Here is a 19,119-nt window from a genome sequence, read left to right on the forward strand (position 1 = left end):
TCTTTCGGCGGAAAATAAAAATAAGGTCCTGCTAATCCGAAGAAACCGTCTACGAACTGCGCTTTTCTATCTTTTCAGAATGAGATTCCGTAAATATCAACTGTAAAAAACAGCAAATCAGCAGCACGTTGAATTCAATTCCATTGGCGCCACCACCTACAACATACCAGCCATTCTGCCAGTGTACCAAATAAATTCCTAAGAAAAGAATGGGCATATTCAGGAAAGAAACAATCTTCACATAGCGGTCAGACCAGATCAGAAATACAGAAAAAAGATGGATCAGTTTCACGGCCCACGCCAGATAAATCCCAAAAGGACTGAAACCTATGGTATCCAGATAGTGACGCCCAAAATCATTGACATCACCACTGAAAATAGAAACAACACTGTGCATCAGTAAAATAACTGATAACGCGGAACGGAGATAAAAATTCTTTTTCATGAATCCAAATTAAAAAATCACGGAAAAGAATGGGAATTACTGCGTATCAACAGCTTAAAAGTGTATATGAAAGAAAGGGAAGTTGGAAGAGGGAGGATGGAAGTTACTGGCGGACTGTTTACTTATAGCAGCCATCTTTCAGAGCTTGATCAAATTCTAATTCTGTAAAAATTATTATTAAAGAACGGAAGCCAGAAGCGAGAATCTATAAGTGATTGGCAGACATACATTGATAATAGTCGGCTTTCATAACTTCCATCCCCTATTCCATCTCCTAACTTAATTATCTCGTTGTGTAGCCACCGTTCGCAAAGATGGTCTGACCCGTGATCCACCAGCCTTCTGTCACCAGAAACTCTACCAAAGGAGCGATATCCTTAATATCAGTCAGTCCTCCCAATGCAGATGCAGATTTATGGTAAGCCACCGCATCATCAGATTCCTGTCCGTAAAAGAAAGGCGTATCCATAGGGCCCGGCGCTACTGCCGTTACGGAAATCCCCCTCTCACCGAATTCCTTGGAAGCTGCTCTTGTAAAATGTTCTACCGGAGCTTTTGCCCCTGCATAGGTAGAATATAAACCTGTGTAAGCAGCTAGCAAAGAAGTCACAATGGTACATATTTTTCCGTTGTCATTCAGCTTTTTACCTGCTTCCTGGAGAAAGAAATACGCTGATTTTGAATTGACATTGAACATGGTGTCATATTCTTCCTCCGTGGTTTCGGCAAAAGGCTTTTTCAGGACCATTCCTACTGTATTGATCGCGATATCAATGCCTCCGAATTTCAAAACAGCTTCATCAAAAAACTTGGCTATATTGTCTACTTTCGTAAGATCTCCCTGAAACAAAAATGCTTCTGCTCCCAGGGTCTGAACTTCTGCGAGGGTTTTCTCACTGTCTGCTCTGGAGCTTTCACTGTTATAATGAATGGCCAGTTTTGCACCTTTTGCTGCAAAACCTCTGCTCAGCAATCCTCCTAAATTTTTGCCCCCTCCGGCAATTAATACGACTTTTCCTTTGACATCTTGTGTTGACATTGTATTTTTTTTAAAATGTTATTAACCAAAGATGGACAATAGCATTCAATTCGTCGTGGTGAATATTTCGGAAACTGTAAGGAATTCTGAATATCATACAGATCCAATCACAAAATGTGAATTCAATTAAAAAAACAATCATTTTTTAAGATACCACACGAAAGATATATCACATTACATACCAACAGCATACACCCTTCAATCGTCCTGAAATTCGACATTTATCCCATAGAAATCAAAAATAAGTGATTTTTAGGCACAGCATTTGTAGCTCTGCTAACCGTATTATACACCACTTCATTTTTATAATATATTATTTTTCATAATCCTCAGTTCGCTGGGGATTTTTTAATTCTACCCGACTTTTAGATTAAGTATTCATGATTTTAATACAAAGAAAGCCCTTAACGTTGAAGAAGGAGGTCATCCTATTATTTTTTCCCTAACTCTGTTTTATTCCTTCTATCATTGAATGAAATGAAGCTCCTGTTTTTTTACAGGCGAAAGTACATTTTGATAATCAATGATTTAAAATAGGTTTATTCAGTTAATTGTCGTATATTTGTATATTAATTAATAGGCCGCTGCCTTTGCCCTCTGTTATAGTATAGAAATTCTTTCTTATCAGTTCCCGCTTTTTCAGACGCCTCATTTTTTAAAAAATCACTTCTTTTACTGATGAACGACTAAAAACAAAACTGTTTTCAACGCTTCATTTTTTAAAGAAGAACAGACGGACGACTGCAGGCTTTACATAGCAAACGGCAGGTCAGGTAGACAAATATTACAATATAAAATTAAATACTAGAATAATTTATGGCAGACTCTTTTTCTAAAAAAGAAAATTTCAAGAAAAAAATTCAAAAGCAAAAAGAAAAAGCGCTGAGACGCGAAGATCGTAAAACGAATAACAACAAAGGTGCGGACGATGTTTTCATGTATGTAGATGAATTCGGAAGACTTACCTCTACACCTCCTGAAGACAGAGAAAGACTGGAAGTAAACATTGATGAGATTCAACTTGGTGCAGCTCCGATTATCGCGGAAGACATCAGAAAGACCGGAATCATTACTTTCCACAGTGAAAAAGGATACGGTTTCATTACTGAAGATAACAGCAAAGAAAATGTTTTCTTTCACAACAACAGCTGTGCACACCCTGTAAAAAAGGGGAATAAAGTATCTTTCGAGAAGGAAAAATCTCCGAAAGGATTCTCTGCAGTTAATATCGAACTGGTTAAATAATCAGAGCTTTAGCTTTACTATAACAAATCTGTTTATTTGCAGATTTTGTAAAACAATAAATAAAGCCGTCCTCAGGGGCGGCTTTTATCGTAAAAGGGATTCACTAATATTCACTTTTAAAAAATTTCAGAAGGAATCCTGGCATCCAAACTTATTTTTCATTGAACAACTTTTCCAATACATTATAACGGTAATCAAAAATATGCTCCAATTTCTTTTTAACAAAAAGCGGATGGGCAATTTCACCTAAAAATCCCATGGGAAGCTCATAATCAATCGTATCTTTCATGAGTACTCCTTTCTCATTGGGAATGAATTCATGATGATGGTGCCAAAGTCTATATGGGCCTTTTCTCTGAAGATCTACAAAACTCTTTTGGAAATCTACTTTAAGGATCTCCGTCTGCCATTTCATTTTTATTCCGAACAATGGTGAAACATAATAGTCGATGAGCATTCCTTCATAAATTTCATCATTCTCCATGGTGGTGAGTACGGTAAAATTCATGTCTTTCGGGGTAATCTCGGAAAGATTATTGGCGGAGGAAAAAAATTCCCAGGCGGTTTCTAAATTGCAATTAAGCTGCTGCTCACGGAAAAGACGGTGTTTCATACTATTAATAACTTTACTAAAGAATGTCAACTTACTTATTTTTCACACAATAATTTTGTAAATCTGCAATAGAAAAATAGCGATTGTATTTCAAAACCGTAGAATCGTTAAGGATATATTCAAAATTATTTCTGTGTAAAGCGAGATCGCTGACTGGAATGACTTTAAATCGGCTAGTTTTCCCCAACATTATTTCTTTACATTTTTTACCATTATTTTGCTCCTTGAAAGCTTCAATAATATCTTTATTATCTGCCACTAAAATTTTCACTTCATCATTCTCATACACCTCCACAATTGTACGTTTTACGACAAATTTCAAATTTGCCCCACACCCAATACAGATCAATAACAACATTATTACCACTGTAATTTTCTTCATTCTTAATTATATATCCACATTAGAATCGGCTTCCCGGTCTTCTGAATCATAGGATCAATTTCTTTCATCGCATTATTGGAAACTGTGGGACAGCCCCATCCTTCCGGAGAACCTTTTGGAAAGACTTCCTCGTCGCTCATCTGATCCCATGAATGGAAAACAATATACCTTTTCAAAGCATTGCTGTTTGTTTCTTCCAAACCATGCATCAGATATTTAATATTAATTCCCCAATCGCTATGCCCTCTTTCCTGCAGCTTATATTTTCCCAAAGCTGAAAGATGACTTCCGTCTTCGTTACTGAACTTCGGATTGTCTTTTGAACCATCTAAACTCCAAGAATTTAAACCACAACCGTGGCCTACAAGATATTTTTTAACCACTGAATCGGTTTTAAAATCCCAGACAAAAAACCTTTTAACTCCGGAATGAAGATTCATATCGATCAGAATGCAGAAATCTGTGCTGAGTTTTTTTGAAACACAGAATTTCAATGCTTCGTCAGCCTTTGCTTTCATTTCAGATGGGTCTGCTTCCGGCCTTTTTTCTGTTTTAGCAACAGGATTCGCTGCGACAGGACGACTTTCTTTGGATTCATTGCTGCATGATCCTATAAGATGAATGGCTAGAAGTACAGCAAAAATTTTCATCAGAAATTATTTATAATGTCTGAAGATCCCGAAATCGGAAGGGGTCCAAAGAGCGGCTTTCTGACCTGCAGCTTTCAGAGCATCGTTTGCCCAGGTATTACACGTATAAAGGAAACTGTATGTGCCTTTAGCATCATAAAATGCGTCATTACCATCATAAACAGCATCGGTAGGAATTACTATAAAATTCCCGTTCTGATCTCTGTCAAATTTATCTTCTACGAACTTCACCAGATTTTTATACTGATCTCTGCTGATCATGATTATTTTGCAGTCTTCCCCTTCTTTCATGGTTTTGTAATAGGAACAGTGCATGGCAGAATCGCTAAGCCAGAATGCCGCTTTAATAGCAGTAGAGAATTTCAGATCAGCCCAGGTGGGTGTATCCAGATAAAAACCTTTATCGCCCCAGCCTATTCCTATGTAATTATAATCTGTACTTTTTGATTTTGTGTTGGCAAACGGAACTTTTACTCCCCAATCCTGCAGGTCGTTTTTTACAGGCATTACGATGTCCGTATGCACTCCGTTGGTATAGATGTAGATTGGAATATCTTTCGGTTGTCCGTCATCATCTGCAGACACTTCTATAAGCGGCAGCACAAGTCCTAAAATAACATAAAGGACCACAATTCCCAAAATAACTCCTATGGTTTTCAGGACATATAATAATACAATTTTAACACTCATGTTTTAATAAAATTTAATCTTCAATTTTCCGTAAAAGTATTTGTTTTAATCGAAAAAATGATTAAATTTAGTTACGAAATATTCACAAATATGCGTAAAAATACAAAATCACAGAAAAGATTTAAAGTAAGAGTGAAAACAGCTCCAAAAAGAGTACAAAAAAAACGTTGATTTTCGGTGGGACATTGGTCTCCTGAAGGTCAATTTTTCTTTTTAGGAAAAGTTTTCCAGAGATTCTTACTGCATTAAATCTTATCCTCCTTAAGGCGCACTGCTTAAGGGATGGCGATTTATCCTCCTAAGTTTTGGAACCGAAAAATTCCAGATAAGGATTCGTCACCAAAAATTTACCCTAAAGCTTATCCGAAGAGCGTTCCAAAAATTCTATATTACGCTTCAAACCAGTAAATTTGGTTCTCTTAACGGGAGATTTCCTGAAAATTTCGGAGAATATTTCCTGAGTAATTTCCTTCCATTCTTCTTTTTTGAAATTTTTCAATGAATCATTAGGGGCAAATCTGCTCTGAAGATTAGGCGCAGAAAACCTGTTCCATGGACAAACATCCTGGCAGATATCGCAGCCGAACATCCAATCTTCCATTCTGTCTTTGAAATGATCGGGAATCTCGTTTTTAAGCTCTATGGTTGCGTAGGAGATGCACCGGCTTCCATCAACAATCTTCTCCGAAACAATAGCGTCTGTAGGGCATGCATCAATGCATTTTCTGCAGGTTCCGCAATGATCGGTCGTAGCATGATCGGCAACAAGCTCCAGATCGCAGATGATTTCTGCTAAAAAGTAAAAGGAACCGTTCTGCTTGGTAATGAGATTAGCATTTTTTCCCACCCAACCAATTCCTGACTTCTTAGCCCAGCTTCGCTCTAAAATAGGTGCAGAATCCACAAAAACCCGGAATCCGAACTCTCCTATCTCATCCTGAAGTTCCGACACCATTTCCCTTAGGATTTCTTTTACCACTTCATGATAATCTTCTGCGTAGGCGTATTTCGAGATTTTATAATTCTCTAAGATGGAAATTTTTTCTTTTGGAAAATAATTATAGGAAAGTGAAATAACAGATTTCGAACCTTCTACAAGTAGCCTTGGATCTAGTCTTTTGTCAAAATGGTTTTCCATGTACTTCATTTCGCCATGGAAATTATTTTTAAGCCATTTTTCAAGATTCGGGGCATCTTCTTCTAAAAAATCAGCTTTCGAGATACCGCAGCTCTGAAACCCAAAACGTTCTGCTTTGGATTTAATTAAGTGAGCATTTTTTTCGGCACTGGAATTCAGGATTTTCACCTTGCAAAATTAAGATTAATTTATAAATTTGTGAGTTTTAAAAAATTCATTTTATAAATGGCCTTCAGGCTTATTATTACAACTAATAACTAACTATGAAAAAAATAAGTCTATTGACAGGATTTCTCGCTGTAACCCTTTATTCTGCACAGATTAAATTTGAAAAAGGATATATAATCAACAATTCGGGCGACAGAAAAGAAGTACTCATTAAAAATGCGGACTGGAAATACAATCCTACAGAATTTCAATATAAATCAGATGATACCGGTCAAATTATGAAGGAAAGCATCAAAAACATTAAGGAATTTGGCATTGAAGGAAGTGACCGATATGTGCGAAAAACAGTAATGATTGATCATTCTTCTGCAGATCTGAACAGAATGTCCATTGAGAAAAATCCTGAATTTAAAGAGGAAACTTTATTTTTAAAATACCTGGTAGACGGTAAAGCAGGTTTACTGTATTACGAGGATGGCAATACCAAAAGACTTTTTTATACGGTAAGCGGTTCCGAGCCTCAGCAGCTGGTTTACAAACCGTATTACGTCAACGGAAATACAATCCATTATAACGAAGATTATAAAAAACAGATTTCGGAGAACTTAAAATGCAATATTAACAACAAGCAGCTTCAGAATGCCGAATATGTAAGAAAGGATCTTACGAAAATATTCCTATCCTACAATGAATGTTCGGGTGGACAGGTTTCAAATTATGCACAGTCCAGCAAGAAGAAAAACCTTTTCCATCTAAGCATCAGACCGGGAATCAGCTTTTCTTCTTTTGAAACCTCAATTATGTCTAACCTGAGATTCGACGATACTAAATTTGGGAATAAAAGCACTTTCAGAATAGGTACGGAAGTAGAGTATGTATTACCTTTCAATAAAAATAAATGGGCAATCTTTGCTGAGCCTACTTATCAATACTATAAAAATGAGACTGTGGCAACCTTGTATTCCGGAACTTACAATGAAACCAAAATGAAAGCAAGCGTTGATTATAAATCCATAGACCTTCCGATCGGTATAAGACACTATCTTTTCCTTAATGATGAGTCTAAAATATTTATTAATGCCGCCTATTCTTTAAACTTCAACATCAATTCTTCGGTAACGTACGAGAACAATGTCTGGAAAATAAAATCTGCCAATAATTTTGCGTTTGGAGCAGGCTATAAGTACAAAAATAAATACAGTGCAGAATTCAGGGTAGGAACTTCGAGAGATCTATTGAGAGATCATTTATTACTTGATGCAAATTACAAAACAGTATCTGTGATTCTGGGGTATACTCTTTTCTAAAATTTTAGGATTTATTTCAGAAAAAAATTGCGTATTTTCGTTCTTATTTTTTAATCTAAAAATTAAACAGTTATGTCTTTAATAGAAGTAATACAATCGGGAAATTATGAATTAATTGACGTTCGTGAGCCAATGGAGCTTGAAATGGACGGAAATATAGACGGAGCCAAGAATATTCCTCTGGGTGAAGTAGAAGACAGAAAAGAAGAAATCTTATCCATTGAAAAACCAGTGATTTTATTCTGCAGAAGTGGAAACAGAAGCGGAAAAGCATTGGAATATCTTAACGGACAAGGCTTGAAAGACGGTCATAACGGCGGAGGCTGGGCTGAACTGAAAGCTGCGTTGGAAGCAAATCAAGGAACTTTTTAAAGTTCCTTTTTTTTATCTTCATTACTTATGAATCTGAAAGAAAAATTTACAGATCTCTGTCTTACCTTTTCAAAAGATCAGGATCTTATCAGCACCTTTTGGCAGGAAATTGAAAAAAGATATTCTGAAAAAGGCCGACATTATCATGATCTTTTACATCTGGAAAATATGTTTCTGGAGCTGGAAACGTTACAAAGCCAACTTCAGGATCCGGTTTCGGTTTCATTTTCCGTATTTTATCACGATATTATTTATGATGCCGCTTCAAAATCGAATGAAGAAAAAAGTGCATTGCGCTCCGTGGAAAGGCTTCAAAAGCTGGGTTTAAATTCAGAGATGATTTCAAAAATTTCATCCCAGATCTTAGCTACGAAATCACATCAATATTCAGATGATTCCGATACAAATTATCTTCTCGATGCTGACCTTTCTATCCTTGGAAAAGATCTTGCAGTATATCTCCAGTATACCCGGAAGATCAGAAAGGAGTATGCCATTTATCCCGATCTGCTGTACAAACCGGGAAGAAAAAAAGTACTCAGACATTTTCTGGAACTCGAAAGCATTTTTAAAACTACGGATTTCAGGGATCGGTACGAACAGCAGGCTAAACAAAATATAGCCGCGGAGCTTCAGCTTCTGTAGGAACACCTATAAAACTTGAAGATCAAATAAAGCTTATTTTACCCGCAAAGTACATTGTAGAAGTTAACCACAGATTGCACGGATTTACACAGATGATGCAGATTTTTACTTTTGCTCCTCTGCTTTATCAACATCATCTATGAGAGAAAATATTCAAACCATTAAGATCCTGTTAAGCTTTTAAGAATATTAAGTTTTAGCTTCACTTTAATATGTAAAACTTAAAAAATCATTTGATTTTTTCTTAACTCACCTTACATCCTTCATTTATCTTAATGTTTTAAAAAGTATGAATTAGATCTGCATTATCAGAGCTAAGCCTTTCTATAGTAATACAAACAAAAAGGAGATGCAGCAGAACCGCATCCCCATCATGAATAACATTCATTTCCAACACAACTATTTCACTTTAAATAATTTCTACAGGGAAGTTTCCTTCCGAAAATGTCATATCCCAATTTTAAAATACAGTAGAATTATTATTGCGCTTCCTTAGACCTATTCTCTTTCTCTATATTTTTTTATGTCACTGACTGCTAGAACCATCGGTGTTGTTATCTTCCCAAACATACAAATCCAAGTATCAGATCTGCATGATTTATATTGTATATTTTGTGTGATTTTTAAATAGGGAATACGGTAAATTCAGGTGTAACTGCACATTTACTAAGCCACAACAAGCGATAAAATATTTTAAAAATTTTACAGGAACAGCTTAAAAATTTATAGGAGATGTGAATGATCTGTTTTTTGATTTTCACTAAAATCTGTACAAATATGAAGACAGTTATTTTCCAGATCCTGATTACAAATCCTTAAAAAGGCATCTGACTGTTTTAATAGTGTGCATATTTGATACTACTCACTACATTCAGATTGAAGACATGTACACATAAGGATAAAATCCATCCCGAATACAATACAAAAAAAGCACCCTGATTCCTCAAGATGCTTTAAATAAGTTGTATTCTGTGTAATTAACTGTATTGGTGAATAAAGTCTGTCGTTCTTTTGAGAACCAGGTCAGGAACTTCCTTGTGCGGTGTATGGCCTGCACCGGGAATAATATATTTCTCTGCTGTTCCGCTTACCTGAGAAACAGTTTTTTCAACCTGATCCAAAGTCCCGTATTCATCAGCTTCTCCCTGAATAAACAATAAGGGACACTGGATGTCCTTTAAAAGGTATTCGATAGTCCAGCTTCTGTAGTCTTCACGCGTCCAGGTTTCTGTCCAGGCTTTGAAAAGCATTTCTACTTTATCACCGTGGTATTTCTGTAAGCGTTCAGCAAGATTGGTTGTTTTATAGGCATCCCAGGCGTCGTAGACTCCTTTTAGGGTAACTTCTTCTACAAAAATATGTCCTGCTTCACAGATCACCGAATTTACCTTCTCCGGATATTTTGCAGCTGTGATCAAGGCAATTGTTCCGCCATCACTGTGTCCGAACAAAACTGCATTGTCAATATGAAGCTCAGCAAGCAAATCATTCAGCAGATCGGCTTCCAGTTCCATATAGTTGACGGGTCTTTCGTGAGTGATCATTGGCCCGGATTTCCCGTAGCCTAACCTGTCATACATCAAAATATTGCAATCTGTTGCTTCAGATAGTTTAACAGGAAAATCTCTCCAAAGCTGGGTACAGCCTAGAGAATCATGCAGAAAAACGATAACGGGTTTTCCCTCTAATGATTTGCTGCATGCGGTATATAATTTCTGACCTCTTACTTCAATTATTCTCTCTTCCATTAATTCATTCCTCGATTACAACACCGGCACTTTCGCTGCTTCAAATTCTTTTAACAAATTACTGAAAACAGTTTCTACCGGCAGTATATCATTGATTAAAGCGGAAACCTGCCCTATTTCAAGCTCTCCGTCTTCCATATCACCTTCGAACATTCCGCGTTTTGCTCTTGCGCGACCTAGCGATGCTATTAAAGCCTCTTTATCTCTTCCTGACTGATAGATGTCTTCCAGTTCGCCAAAGAACTTGTTTTTGACCATCCTTACAGGCGCAAGTTCTTTTAAAGTAAGATGCGTATCACCTTCATTAAGTTCCGTAATTTTCTTTTTCCAGTTCTCATGAGCGCTGGCTTCCAAAGTAGCTGCAAAGCGTGAACCGATCTGAACACCGTCTGCTCCCAAGATCATAGCTGCTTTCATCTGTGAGCCTAAAGCAATTCCTCCGGCGGCGATCAATGGTTTGGAAATATGGTTTTTCACGTTGGGAATAAGGCAGAATGTGGTGGTTTCATCTCTTCCGTTGTGACCGCCGGCTTCAAAGCCTTCTGCTACAACAGCATCTACTCCCGCTTCTTCACATTTTACGGCAAATTTAGTGGAAGATACCACGTGTGCTACTTTTATTCCTTCTTTCTGAAGGGTTTCTGTATAGGTTTTTGGATTTCCGGCAGACGTAAAAACGATCTTTACGCCTTCTTCAAGGATGATCTGAATGATTTCCTCAAGATTGGGATATAACATCGGCACATTCACGCCGAAAGGTTTATCTGTAGCCAGTTTACACTTCTGAATATTTTCTCTTAAGATATCCGGGTACATACTTCCTGCCCCGATAAGTCCCAATCCGCCACAGTTCGAAACCGCCGAAGCCAGTTTCCATCCTGAGTGCCAGATCATACCGGCCTGGATAATAGGATATTGTATATTAAAAAGCTCTGTAATTCTATTTTGACTTGTCTGCATTTCCTGAAGTTTTTTTGCTGAATTGAAATCTATAAAATTGCTCATGCGTAAAAATACTAAAAACAACGGTTTTCAGTAAGTAAAAAATGGGGAAAATCAATGGAAGTTATGAGTTTCGGGATGCGGGATGCGCGGTTTGAATGTTGAAAATAAAAACAGATTTCATGATCAATTCACTTCACACCTCGAAAAACCCGTATCTCGCAACAAGTTATGGTTTCAATCGATAAGTGCTCAGTACCTCATCGATCACCGGGCTTAGGCTCAAAAATTTTCGAGCTAGTGCGCACAGGTCGTTCTGAATATGATCAGGTCTAAGGTCTATCCAGCCTTCCATGAGGGTCAAAGGACCGTATTGTACGCTTACATTTTCCCAATTATCCTGATCTTCCGTAAAACGATTTCTAAAGTCTTCTGCAAAGCTTCTGGCCGGTATTTTATAGCCTTTAAGGTTTCTGAGTTTCAGTGCATGAATGTTATAATACAGTTTTCCTTCACTAACCGATTTTTGATTGACCCAAACTGAAAAAAATATTCTGCCAGGAGCATCCATCGGAGATTCGGGAGTACTGGACCATTGGGGTTTGTATATCTTTAATGCAACGGATTCAAGAATGGGGTCTACAGACAGTTGAAGGCCTGCATCATCAAATTCTTTTCCGGAAAGCATATTGACTGCCTCCTCAAATCTCTGTATATAAAAATGTTCATCCATGTCCTCAAAGTTTTATTTAAATATATAATTTTTTCAGGAAGAGCAAAAAAAAAACCTCCAGAAATTCTGAAGGTTTAGTATTTATTTTTTGATTGATTCTTTTTTCCAGTTGGCTTTGAATTTACAGTTATCATAGCGTCCGTCAATCGATATAAAGGTTGTCGGTAGCTGAGCGTTGACAAACTTTTCAATCATTTCATTACGCTTTTTGTTCAGCGCCATCTGCTTGATTCTGTTATAATCCGTTTCCATTGTGATCTGGTGAGCAGGAATCACATCTTCCTGTTTGATCATCTTTACAACTTTTCTTTTGTTGTCCTCATCCTCGAAAGCAGCTGTCATATCTCCTTTGTTCAGACCAGCCAGTTCATAGCTGATAGATCCCGGAATACTTTCTCTTTCAATTTTATCAGAACCGTCTGCTCCTGCAATAATTCCTGCATTGAACTTCGTCTTCTTATCGTCTGAAAACCTATAAGCAGCATCTTTAAATGTCATCTTACCATCAAGGATAAGACCTTTGATACTGTCCAGTTTAGCTTTTGCCGTTTTGATCTCATCATCTGTAGGTGTAGCCTTTAAAAGAATGTGTCTTGCATCATACACTTTTCCTGATTTTTTGATCAGCTGTACAATATGGTACCCGAATTCAGATTCAATAGGATCTGAGATCTCATTTTCCTGAAGGTTCAAGGCAGCCGCTTCAAATGGCTTCACCATCTGTCCTTTATAGATGTTCTTGTACAATCCTCCGTTGGCAGCAGATCCTTCATCTTCAGAATAGATTCTTGCCTGGCTTTCGAACGTTTCTCCACCGGCAATATCCTGCTTGATTTTCTTTAACCTTTTGATAAGATCTTCCTTGTGAGCTTCTGTAAGCTTAGGATACATCATAATCTGCGCTAAAGAAATTTCATCTTTTACTTCAGGAAGCTGCATTTTATACAGGTTATAGAAGTCTGTAACTTCATTTGGCGTTACGTCTGCTTTTTCAGTAATACGCTGATACTTAGCCTGTCCGTAATATTGATCGATGTCTATCTTTTCGATAGCATTTTTCATTTCAAATCCGTTTCTGAATTTATATGCAACAAGCATGGTTTTTTCATCCGGGAACTGAGAAAGTAACTGACGGTATTTTGCGTTGGCCTGCTCTTTAATAGCAGCAGAACGGTTTTCAATCAATGTATCTTTTTTGGCTTCGTATACAAGAAGCTTGTTGCTGATCAGGTTTTCAAGGAACTCACATTTGTCAGTTTCAGAGGCTCCCTGCTGTTTGGCATAATTCATCTGCTCATTCACATCCGATTCCAAAACAATTTCATCACCGATAACAGCAGCAATACCATCCACTAATTCTCCCGGTTTAAGCTGAGCATTCATGTTTGAAGAGAATATCATCATGAAAATCCCAAGAAGAAAAGTGATTTTTAGTTTATTTGTCATTTTACTATTTTAAACAAGTTGCAAATTTAGAATTCTTAACGAATTAGTCTAAATATTTTATTATAAATATTTCTTAAAAAGACTTATTTATTGCAGTTCGACATTGAATGTCGTTAATTCTTTAAATTGTCTCAATCTTTCGAACATATCAGATTCGGTAACTTCCTCAATTCTTTCTGTTCCGAATTTCTCAACAGTGAATGAAGCCATCGCTGAACCTACGATTAAAGCAGACTTCATGGTTTCGAAATCTACTTTTCCTTTTTTAGCAAGATAAGCTGCAAAACCTCCTGCAAAAGTATCTCCCGCTCCGGTAGGATCGAAAACGTCTTCCAATGGAAGTGCAGGAATAGCAAATACTTTATTGTCGTGGAAAAGTAAAGCGCCGTGCTCCCCTTTCTTGATGATCACATAGTCAGGACCCATTGTATGGATCTTTTTAGCTGCTTTTACCAGAGAATACTCTCCTGAAAGCTGTCTTGCCTCTTCATCATTGATCGTAATAACGTCTGTTTTAGCGATCATATCCATTAAGATATCCCAAGCTGAATCCATCCAGAAGTTCATGGTATCCAGGATCACCAGTTTAGGACGCTTGTTCATTTTTTCCAATACAGATAACTGAACTCCAGGGTGTAGGTTACCTAGTAAAAGGATCTCTGAATCCTGCATAGAATCAGGAATTTTAGGATCGAAGTTCTCTAAAACGTTCACTTCTGTAACCAAAGTATCCCTGGTATTCAAATCATTGTGGTATTTTCCGGACCAGAAGAATGTTTTTCCTTCTTTTACGATCTCGATTCCTTCAATATTTACATTTCTGTCTGTGAACATATCAAGGTGCTCCTGTGGGAAATCTCCTCCAACAACAGAAACAATACCAGATTTAACGCCTAAAATAGAAGAAGTGATGCTGATATAAGTGGCTGCACCTCCTAAAATTTTGTCAGTTTTACCAAATGGTGTTTCGATTGCATCAAATGCAACGCTTCCTACAACTAAAAGTTTCATATATTTTTCAATGTATTTTAAAGTCTATTATTTTTTCCATTCAAATGTGTCCAGCAGGTGTTTCATATCGTTTTTGATATAGTTTACTGCAGGGCCCAAAGAGTCCGGTTTCGGTCTTGTATTAAAGTATAAATAAGCAGTTACGAAGTGTTTCGTACTGTCTGTAATGTAAAATTGAAGATTGGACGCGGTTTGTCCTTTCAGTTCATAGAAATTCCCATATACCTTTTTATCAGGGTATTCAAATGATTTGGTATCTATAGAACTCGCTTTGATGGTATGCTCATAGACCATTTTCTCGGTTTCCTTGATATGGTCTGCAAAATCATTCTGTATCGGATAATACGTCACAAAAAGTTTGGCTTTCATTTTCGGGTAGTTGATGTAATACCAGCAAGGCTTTTTGCCATCGGTAATCGATGCAAAATCTGAATATTCGAAAGTGTAAGCACAGTTATTTTCAAACTTATGATAATTCGGAGCCGGATACTCAAGACGAAGCTCGCCATAAGGTTTTGGAACATGATCTTTTCCGCACGAAATTAAAAGCAGTGATACAAAAATAAAAATGACGTTTTTAATCATTTTGCAAAAGTACAAATTAGATTTCAGATTTTGGGAGACAAATTTCAGTCTTTCAGTGAGTTTTGGATGTAGTTTTCCAAAGGCTTGGGAAAAGATTTATCATGAGAGGCTTCAAAGTCTGTAATGATGTATTGATTTTCTGCGATAAAGCTGTTCCAGACTGTCTCAGAATCTACTTCAACGTTTGAAATTTCAATGGTTAGATTCTTATGGGTGAGCTTATGGGTAACTGTTTTTACGTTCCTGATAAATGGCTCAAGGTCTGGAGAAATCGCCGGCGGAAATTCAAATAATTTCTTCCAGATAAAATCATCTTTCCTCTGCTGGATTAAAAACTGACCGTTTCTGTGTACAAAATAGTAGCTCAGAGCTAAATCTTCAGTTTTTACTTTCTTAGTTTTTACAGGATAATCTGATGTTTTTTCAAGAGAAAATGCAAGACAGTCATCATTGACCGGACATTCGCCACAGAGTGGATTTTTAGGTTTACAGATCTCTGAACCCAGATCCATCATTGCCTGGTTAAAATCACCTACATGATCCGGCATCACCAATTCCGCCAGTTGCGAGAAATAGGAAAAAGCCCTGGAATTGGAAATATCAAAGTCATCAGCAAAAACACGGCTTAACACTCTGTAAAAATTACCATCCACAGCCGGCATTCTGCCACCAAAGCAGATGCTTGATACGGCAGCGGCGGTGTACTTCCCTACTCCTTTTAATTTCAGAATTTCATCATATTCCGCAGGGAAAGAGCCATGATAATCATTCATGATCTGTTGTGACGCTTTATGGATATTGATGGCTCTGGAATAATACCCAAGCCCCTTCCAGTAAAGCAATACTTCATTTTCCTCAGCATCAGCCAGCGTTTTTACATCCGGAAATCTTTTAATGAAATTATTATAGTGATTCAGTCCCTGACTGATCCTGGTCTGTTGAAAGACAATTTCGCAGATCCATATTTTATAAGGGTCTTTTGTCTGTCTGAAAGGCAGATCCCTTGCATTTTTTCCGTACCAGCTCAGTAATTTATTTCCAATATGGCGAAAATCTGAACTTCTATTATCTCTTTCCAAAAACCTTTTTCTGTTTAATATGATTTGAAGGAATTTTCAGTCAGCATCTTTATTTAATGCTTCGACTCCGCTCAGCATGACAGCTCTAATACTCCCTGTCTTCTATCAGAATGACTGCAAATTATCATGCTGAGCGAAGTCGAAGCATCTTTGTAATTCTATTAATTAACAAAAATATAACTGACCAAAATTCCCGGTCTGCAAAGATAAAATTAATTATCCTTTTTAACAGTGTAAACCGGAGCAGCTTTCAGCCACTCATATTTAAGGTTTCTTTCTTCGGCGATAAAACGGTAGCCGTCCAGTTTTTTCAGATAGAGATATATCGAATCATTTTTAAGCTTGAGTCTCTGATGGGAAAGGAACATAAAAGGATAATCCATTACCGAATCTCTAACTGTTTTCATTATTTTTCCGGATTTTACTTTATAGAGAAAAAATGCTTTTCCTCTTCCTTTTGAGCTATCAGCAAGTTTTACATTTGAGCTTGCAATAACGAGTTCGCTGCCGTCAAAGCATTCTTCACGGTCCATTATATAAGCTTTTCCCTGCTGGTATTCATCTTTAAAAAGATCTACCTCATAATGATCCGGCTGCTGGTATTTTTTTTCACATCCAGACAATACAATCAGCAGGAGTACAGGTAGGAAGAAGCTTAAACTTTTTTTGATCACATTAATTTTCATATGAATTGGCAGTAAAAAACCGATGTACTCATGCATCGGTTTTATTATTTTAAATTGGGTTCTTATTATTCCTGAGTATATTGTGCATCCCATTCGTTGCCATCATCTCCTTTGTGTCCGTCTAGTTTAATAACGAAACTTTTTGTAGGGAAATAAGGGGTCATACGGATATCCAGCCATACTCTGTCTTTATTGACTCTGTCCTGCTCGAAACGAACAATTTTGAACTTTTCAATCAACTTGTCCGGACCTTTGATATTGTCAAGGAATGTTACGATCTGTCTTCTCAAATCGTCCTCATTCTTAGCATTCCAGTTTTCGAACGCTCTTCTGTTCAGGAAGTCCAGTAAAACTTTAGTTACATAGTCGAATACACGAACTACAGAATACGTCTGAAGACCAATGTTATCTCCTGTAAATAATGTTTTAGCAGAGAATGCCATGATCTTTCCATATTCGTTCACCATTGGAACCAGACCCATTTTTTCCAACTGAGAAATTTCACTTTTCTTCAATTCGAATTTTACAGCGTCTACTTCGTTGATGTTACCGTGTTTTTTACCTGCTGCCACCTGAGACATCAGTGTTTTATGGATTTTTCCTGCCAATGAAGTGGAAGGTGGAAGCTCTACGTTGTCTTCTTCTCCTACTTCTTCAGCTCTTCCTCTACCTACAAGCCAGTTACACGTCATAATAACGTTACTTCTGTGAAGCTCGCCACCCGTAAGGTTTGCAGAGTGGAATAAGTCTACTACGTCATCCGGCTTATCCAGATTGGCGAAGTCGGTCACCATCATTACTTTGTTCTCGTTACAGATCTTAGCCCATTTTTCAATGACTTTGTTAGAACCTAAATATCCAGGTATTGCCAGGATAGAGTAGTTATCTCTAAGATCCAAACGGTCGTAATAATTTTTGAATTCGTTGGAAATAGCATCGATAAATAAAGGATTATCGAGATCTGAAACCTGTTCAAGGCTTGCGTTCACGATGCTTACGTTGTCCACTTTGTCCAGTTCTGTGTTTTTGTAGAATTGGGCTACAGTTCTGTAGTTGGTTTCCAACATACGTACTGCGTCTAGTGTATTTTTTAAGTTTGTTTTTAGGTTTTGATCCGCTGACTGCGCTTTGGATTTGCAGGTATCTGCCATTTTATCTGCAGATTCGTTTCCTTCCAAAAGACTTACCCAAAGGTTTAATTTTTGAGCTAGTTCTTTTCTTTCATCGGTTTTATTGCTGTCCGTCAGGAAAATTTCTTTCCTGGCTTTTCTTGTAGGGTTCATATTGGCGATACCGTCTACAACGGATTCAACAAAGCCAAACCCTCCTATTTTATTAAGCTCTGCAAGCGGGTTGCCTTTCGGCTGCCCTGACTGTTGCTGCTGACCCTGCTGTTGGCTTTCTTGTGCCTGTAATTTGCTATCCATGATTTGATTTAGTGTAAATAATTATTTTTCAAGTTCTTGTGCCACATCTTTCAATACTTCGATGAATGCAGCTCTGGTCTGCTCATTCTCAAGCATATTACGCAGAATTTTATTTGTTTTCAGCTGGCGTACGATTTTATTGTACTGCTCCTGTTCCATGCTAAGCTGTTGTAAATAGTCGGATTTCTGAGTAAGATTTTTGGGTGTGAAGTCTGCAAGATTCTGAAAACGGAATTCCTCTTCTACAACACTTCCCTCTTCTGTTTCGTGCTGTACCGCTACGGAAGGTTGAAAATGCCTGAAGACGTCGTCCACTGTCTTTAGTCCTGTTACGATTTCAGGGGTATAAGATTCGTCTGTCGTAAGCTGGCTTACTATCAGTGATTTATTTTCCTGTATTTCCTGAATAGCTTCATTAGCGTCTACTTTTACCTCGTTGCCGCCAACACCATAATTAAACATTGCCATATTATTATTATTTTGAGATTTCTGATTTTGGTTTGGATCTGTCTTTGAGTAATTTACCGATGAATCAAATAAATTACCAATCCAATGTTTAAATTTAAAAAAAAACTGTAACATACAAAATTTTGTCAAGATTTTTCTTGAAATATTTAATTTAACCCATAATATATATATCGTAAAATCATCACTTTACGATATCACTAAACTATGAAAAAATAAATAAAAATAAACCATAGAAAGATAAAATAAAATCCTGACACATTTTGCATTTACAAAAAACATCAAACACGTGTTAAAATAGGA

The 19,119-nt window shown here is 37.2% G+C and carries 21 protein-coding genes; 4 read left to right on the forward strand and 17 right to left on the reverse strand.

Features of this window, described 5'->3' with window-relative positions:
* Window positions 1-49: 49 nt before the first annotated feature.
* Both N0B48_RS03585 and N0B48_RS03590 read right to left on the reverse strand, forming a co-directional pair.
* On the reverse strand, window positions 50-445 hold the full coding sequence (locus tag N0B48_RS03585) for a DoxX family protein (RefSeq protein ID WP_259836813.1): 396 nt from the start codon (window positions 443-445) through the stop codon (window positions 50-52).
* Window positions 446-728: 283 nt separating this feature from the next.
* Window positions 729-1,484 (reverse strand): SDR family oxidoreductase, encoded by a 756-nt coding sequence (locus N0B48_RS03590; protein ID WP_259836815.1) that lies wholly within the window; start codon window positions 1,482-1,484, stop codon window positions 729-731.
* Between the two features lie 816 nt (window positions 1,485-2,300).
* Here N0B48_RS03590 and N0B48_RS03595 point away from each other — a divergent pair.
* Window positions 2,301-2,729 carry a cold-shock protein gene (locus tag N0B48_RS03595; protein WP_223607202.1) on the forward strand — a complete coding sequence of 143 codons (429 nt, stop codon included), beginning with the start codon at window positions 2,301-2,303 and terminating at the stop codon, window positions 2,727-2,729.
* A 151-nt stretch (window positions 2,730-2,880) separates the two neighbouring features.
* Here the strand turns inward: N0B48_RS03595 and N0B48_RS03600 are convergent, their stop codons facing one another.
* The 5 genes from N0B48_RS03600 to queG form a co-directional block, all read right to left on the reverse strand.
* Window positions 2,881-3,342 carry an SRPBCC family protein gene (locus N0B48_RS03600; protein WP_259836817.1) on the reverse strand — a complete coding sequence of 154 codons (462 nt, stop codon included), beginning with the start codon at window positions 3,340-3,342 and terminating at the stop codon, window positions 2,881-2,883.
* A 31-nt stretch (window positions 3,343-3,373) separates the two neighbouring features.
* Entirely contained in the window at window positions 3,374-3,724 is a 351-nt protein-coding gene (locus tag N0B48_RS03605; RefSeq protein ID WP_259836819.1) for a hypothetical protein, read from the reverse strand.
* Window positions 3,725-3,726: 2 nt separating this feature from the next.
* On the reverse strand, window positions 3,727-4,374 hold the full coding sequence (locus N0B48_RS03610; RefSeq protein WP_259836820.1) for a murein L,D-transpeptidase catalytic domain-containing protein: 648 nt from the start codon (window positions 4,372-4,374) through the stop codon (window positions 3,727-3,729).
* A gap of 6 nt (window positions 4,375-4,380) precedes the next feature.
* The gene (locus N0B48_RS03615; RefSeq protein WP_259836822.1) at window positions 4,381-5,064 is read right to left on the reverse strand and encodes a TIGR02117 family protein; all 684 of its coding nucleotides are present in this window, start codon (window positions 5,062-5,064) and stop codon (window positions 4,381-4,383) included.
* Window positions 5,065-5,416: 352 nt separating this feature from the next.
* Complete coding sequence (queG, locus tag N0B48_RS03620; protein WP_259837549.1) at window positions 5,417-6,361, reverse strand: tRNA epoxyqueuosine(34) reductase QueG; 945 nt, start codon at window positions 6,359-6,361, stop codon at window positions 5,417-5,419.
* Between the two features lie 104 nt (window positions 6,362-6,465).
* Here queG and N0B48_RS03625 point away from each other — a divergent pair, with 104 nt between their 5' ends.
* The 3 genes from N0B48_RS03625 to N0B48_RS03635 all read left to right on the forward strand — a co-directional run bounded on the left by N0B48_RS03625 (window position 6,466) and on the right by N0B48_RS03635 (window position 8,694).
* A complete protein-coding gene (locus tag N0B48_RS03625) occupies window positions 6,466-7,677 on the forward strand; it encodes a porin family protein (protein WP_259836824.1) in 1,212 nt (403 codons plus the stop codon).
* Between the two features lie 72 nt (window positions 7,678-7,749).
* On the forward strand, window positions 7,750-8,049 hold the full coding sequence (locus N0B48_RS03630; RefSeq protein WP_034730870.1) for a rhodanese-like domain-containing protein: 300 nt from the start codon (window positions 7,750-7,752) through the stop codon (window positions 8,047-8,049).
* 27 nt (window positions 8,050-8,076) lie between these two features.
* Complete coding sequence (locus tag N0B48_RS03635; RefSeq protein WP_259836826.1) at window positions 8,077-8,694, forward strand: HD domain-containing protein; 618 nt, start codon at window positions 8,077-8,079, stop codon at window positions 8,692-8,694.
* 977 nt (window positions 8,695-9,671) lie between these two features.
* Here N0B48_RS03635 and N0B48_RS03640 read toward each other — a convergent pair.
* From N0B48_RS03640 to N0B48_RS03685, 10 genes are all read right to left on the reverse strand, one after another.
* The gene (locus N0B48_RS03640; RefSeq protein WP_259836829.1) at window positions 9,672-10,442 is read right to left on the reverse strand and encodes an alpha/beta fold hydrolase; all 771 of its coding nucleotides are present in this window, start codon (window positions 10,440-10,442) and stop codon (window positions 9,672-9,674) included.
* A gap of 15 nt (window positions 10,443-10,457) precedes the next feature.
* On the reverse strand, window positions 10,458-11,402 hold the full coding sequence (locus tag N0B48_RS03645; RefSeq protein ID WP_259836831.1) for an NAD(P)H-dependent flavin oxidoreductase: 945 nt from the start codon (window positions 11,400-11,402) through the stop codon (window positions 10,458-10,460).
* Between the two features lie 211 nt (window positions 11,403-11,613).
* A complete protein-coding gene (locus tag N0B48_RS03650; RefSeq protein WP_259836832.1) occupies window positions 11,614-12,117 on the reverse strand; it encodes a hypothetical protein in 504 nt (167 codons plus the stop codon).
* Between the two features lie 81 nt (window positions 12,118-12,198).
* Entirely contained in the window at window positions 12,199-13,563 is a 1,365-nt protein-coding gene (locus N0B48_RS03655) for a peptidylprolyl isomerase (RefSeq protein ID WP_259836833.1), read from the reverse strand.
* 87 nt (window positions 13,564-13,650) lie between these two features.
* Complete coding sequence (locus N0B48_RS03660; RefSeq protein ID WP_259836835.1) at window positions 13,651-14,574, reverse strand: PfkB family carbohydrate kinase; 924 nt, start codon at window positions 14,572-14,574, stop codon at window positions 13,651-13,653.
* Window positions 14,575-14,601: 27 nt separating this feature from the next.
* Complete coding sequence (gldD, locus tag N0B48_RS03665) at window positions 14,602-15,159, reverse strand: gliding motility lipoprotein GldD (protein WP_259836837.1); 558 nt, start codon at window positions 15,157-15,159, stop codon at window positions 14,602-14,604.
* A 44-nt stretch (window positions 15,160-15,203) separates the two neighbouring features.
* The gene (gene mutY / locus N0B48_RS03670; RefSeq protein WP_259836839.1) at window positions 15,204-16,238 is read right to left on the reverse strand and encodes an A/G-specific adenine glycosylase; all 1,035 of its coding nucleotides are present in this window, start codon (window positions 16,236-16,238) and stop codon (window positions 15,204-15,206) included.
* 212 nt (window positions 16,239-16,450) lie between these two features.
* A complete protein-coding gene (locus N0B48_RS03675; RefSeq protein WP_259836841.1) occupies window positions 16,451-16,960 on the reverse strand; it encodes a hypothetical protein in 510 nt (169 codons plus the stop codon).
* 29 nt (window positions 16,961-16,989) lie between these two features.
* Window positions 16,990-18,351, reverse strand: coding sequence for a DUF5458 family protein (locus N0B48_RS03680; protein WP_259836843.1), 1,362 nt, complete (start codon window positions 18,349-18,351; stop codon window positions 16,990-16,992).
* Window positions 18,352-18,372: 21 nt separating this feature from the next.
* Window positions 18,373-18,819, reverse strand: a complete 447-nt coding sequence (locus N0B48_RS03685) for a type VI secretion system contractile sheath small subunit (RefSeq protein WP_034730993.1) — start codon at window positions 18,817-18,819, stop codon at window positions 18,373-18,375.
* Window positions 18,820-19,119: the final 300 nt, after the last annotated feature.

This window comes from Chryseobacterium herbae (genome assembly GCF_025154075.1).
Classification (GTDB): domain Bacteria; phylum Bacteroidota; class Bacteroidia; order Flavobacteriales; family Weeksellaceae; genus Chryseobacterium; species Chryseobacterium herbae.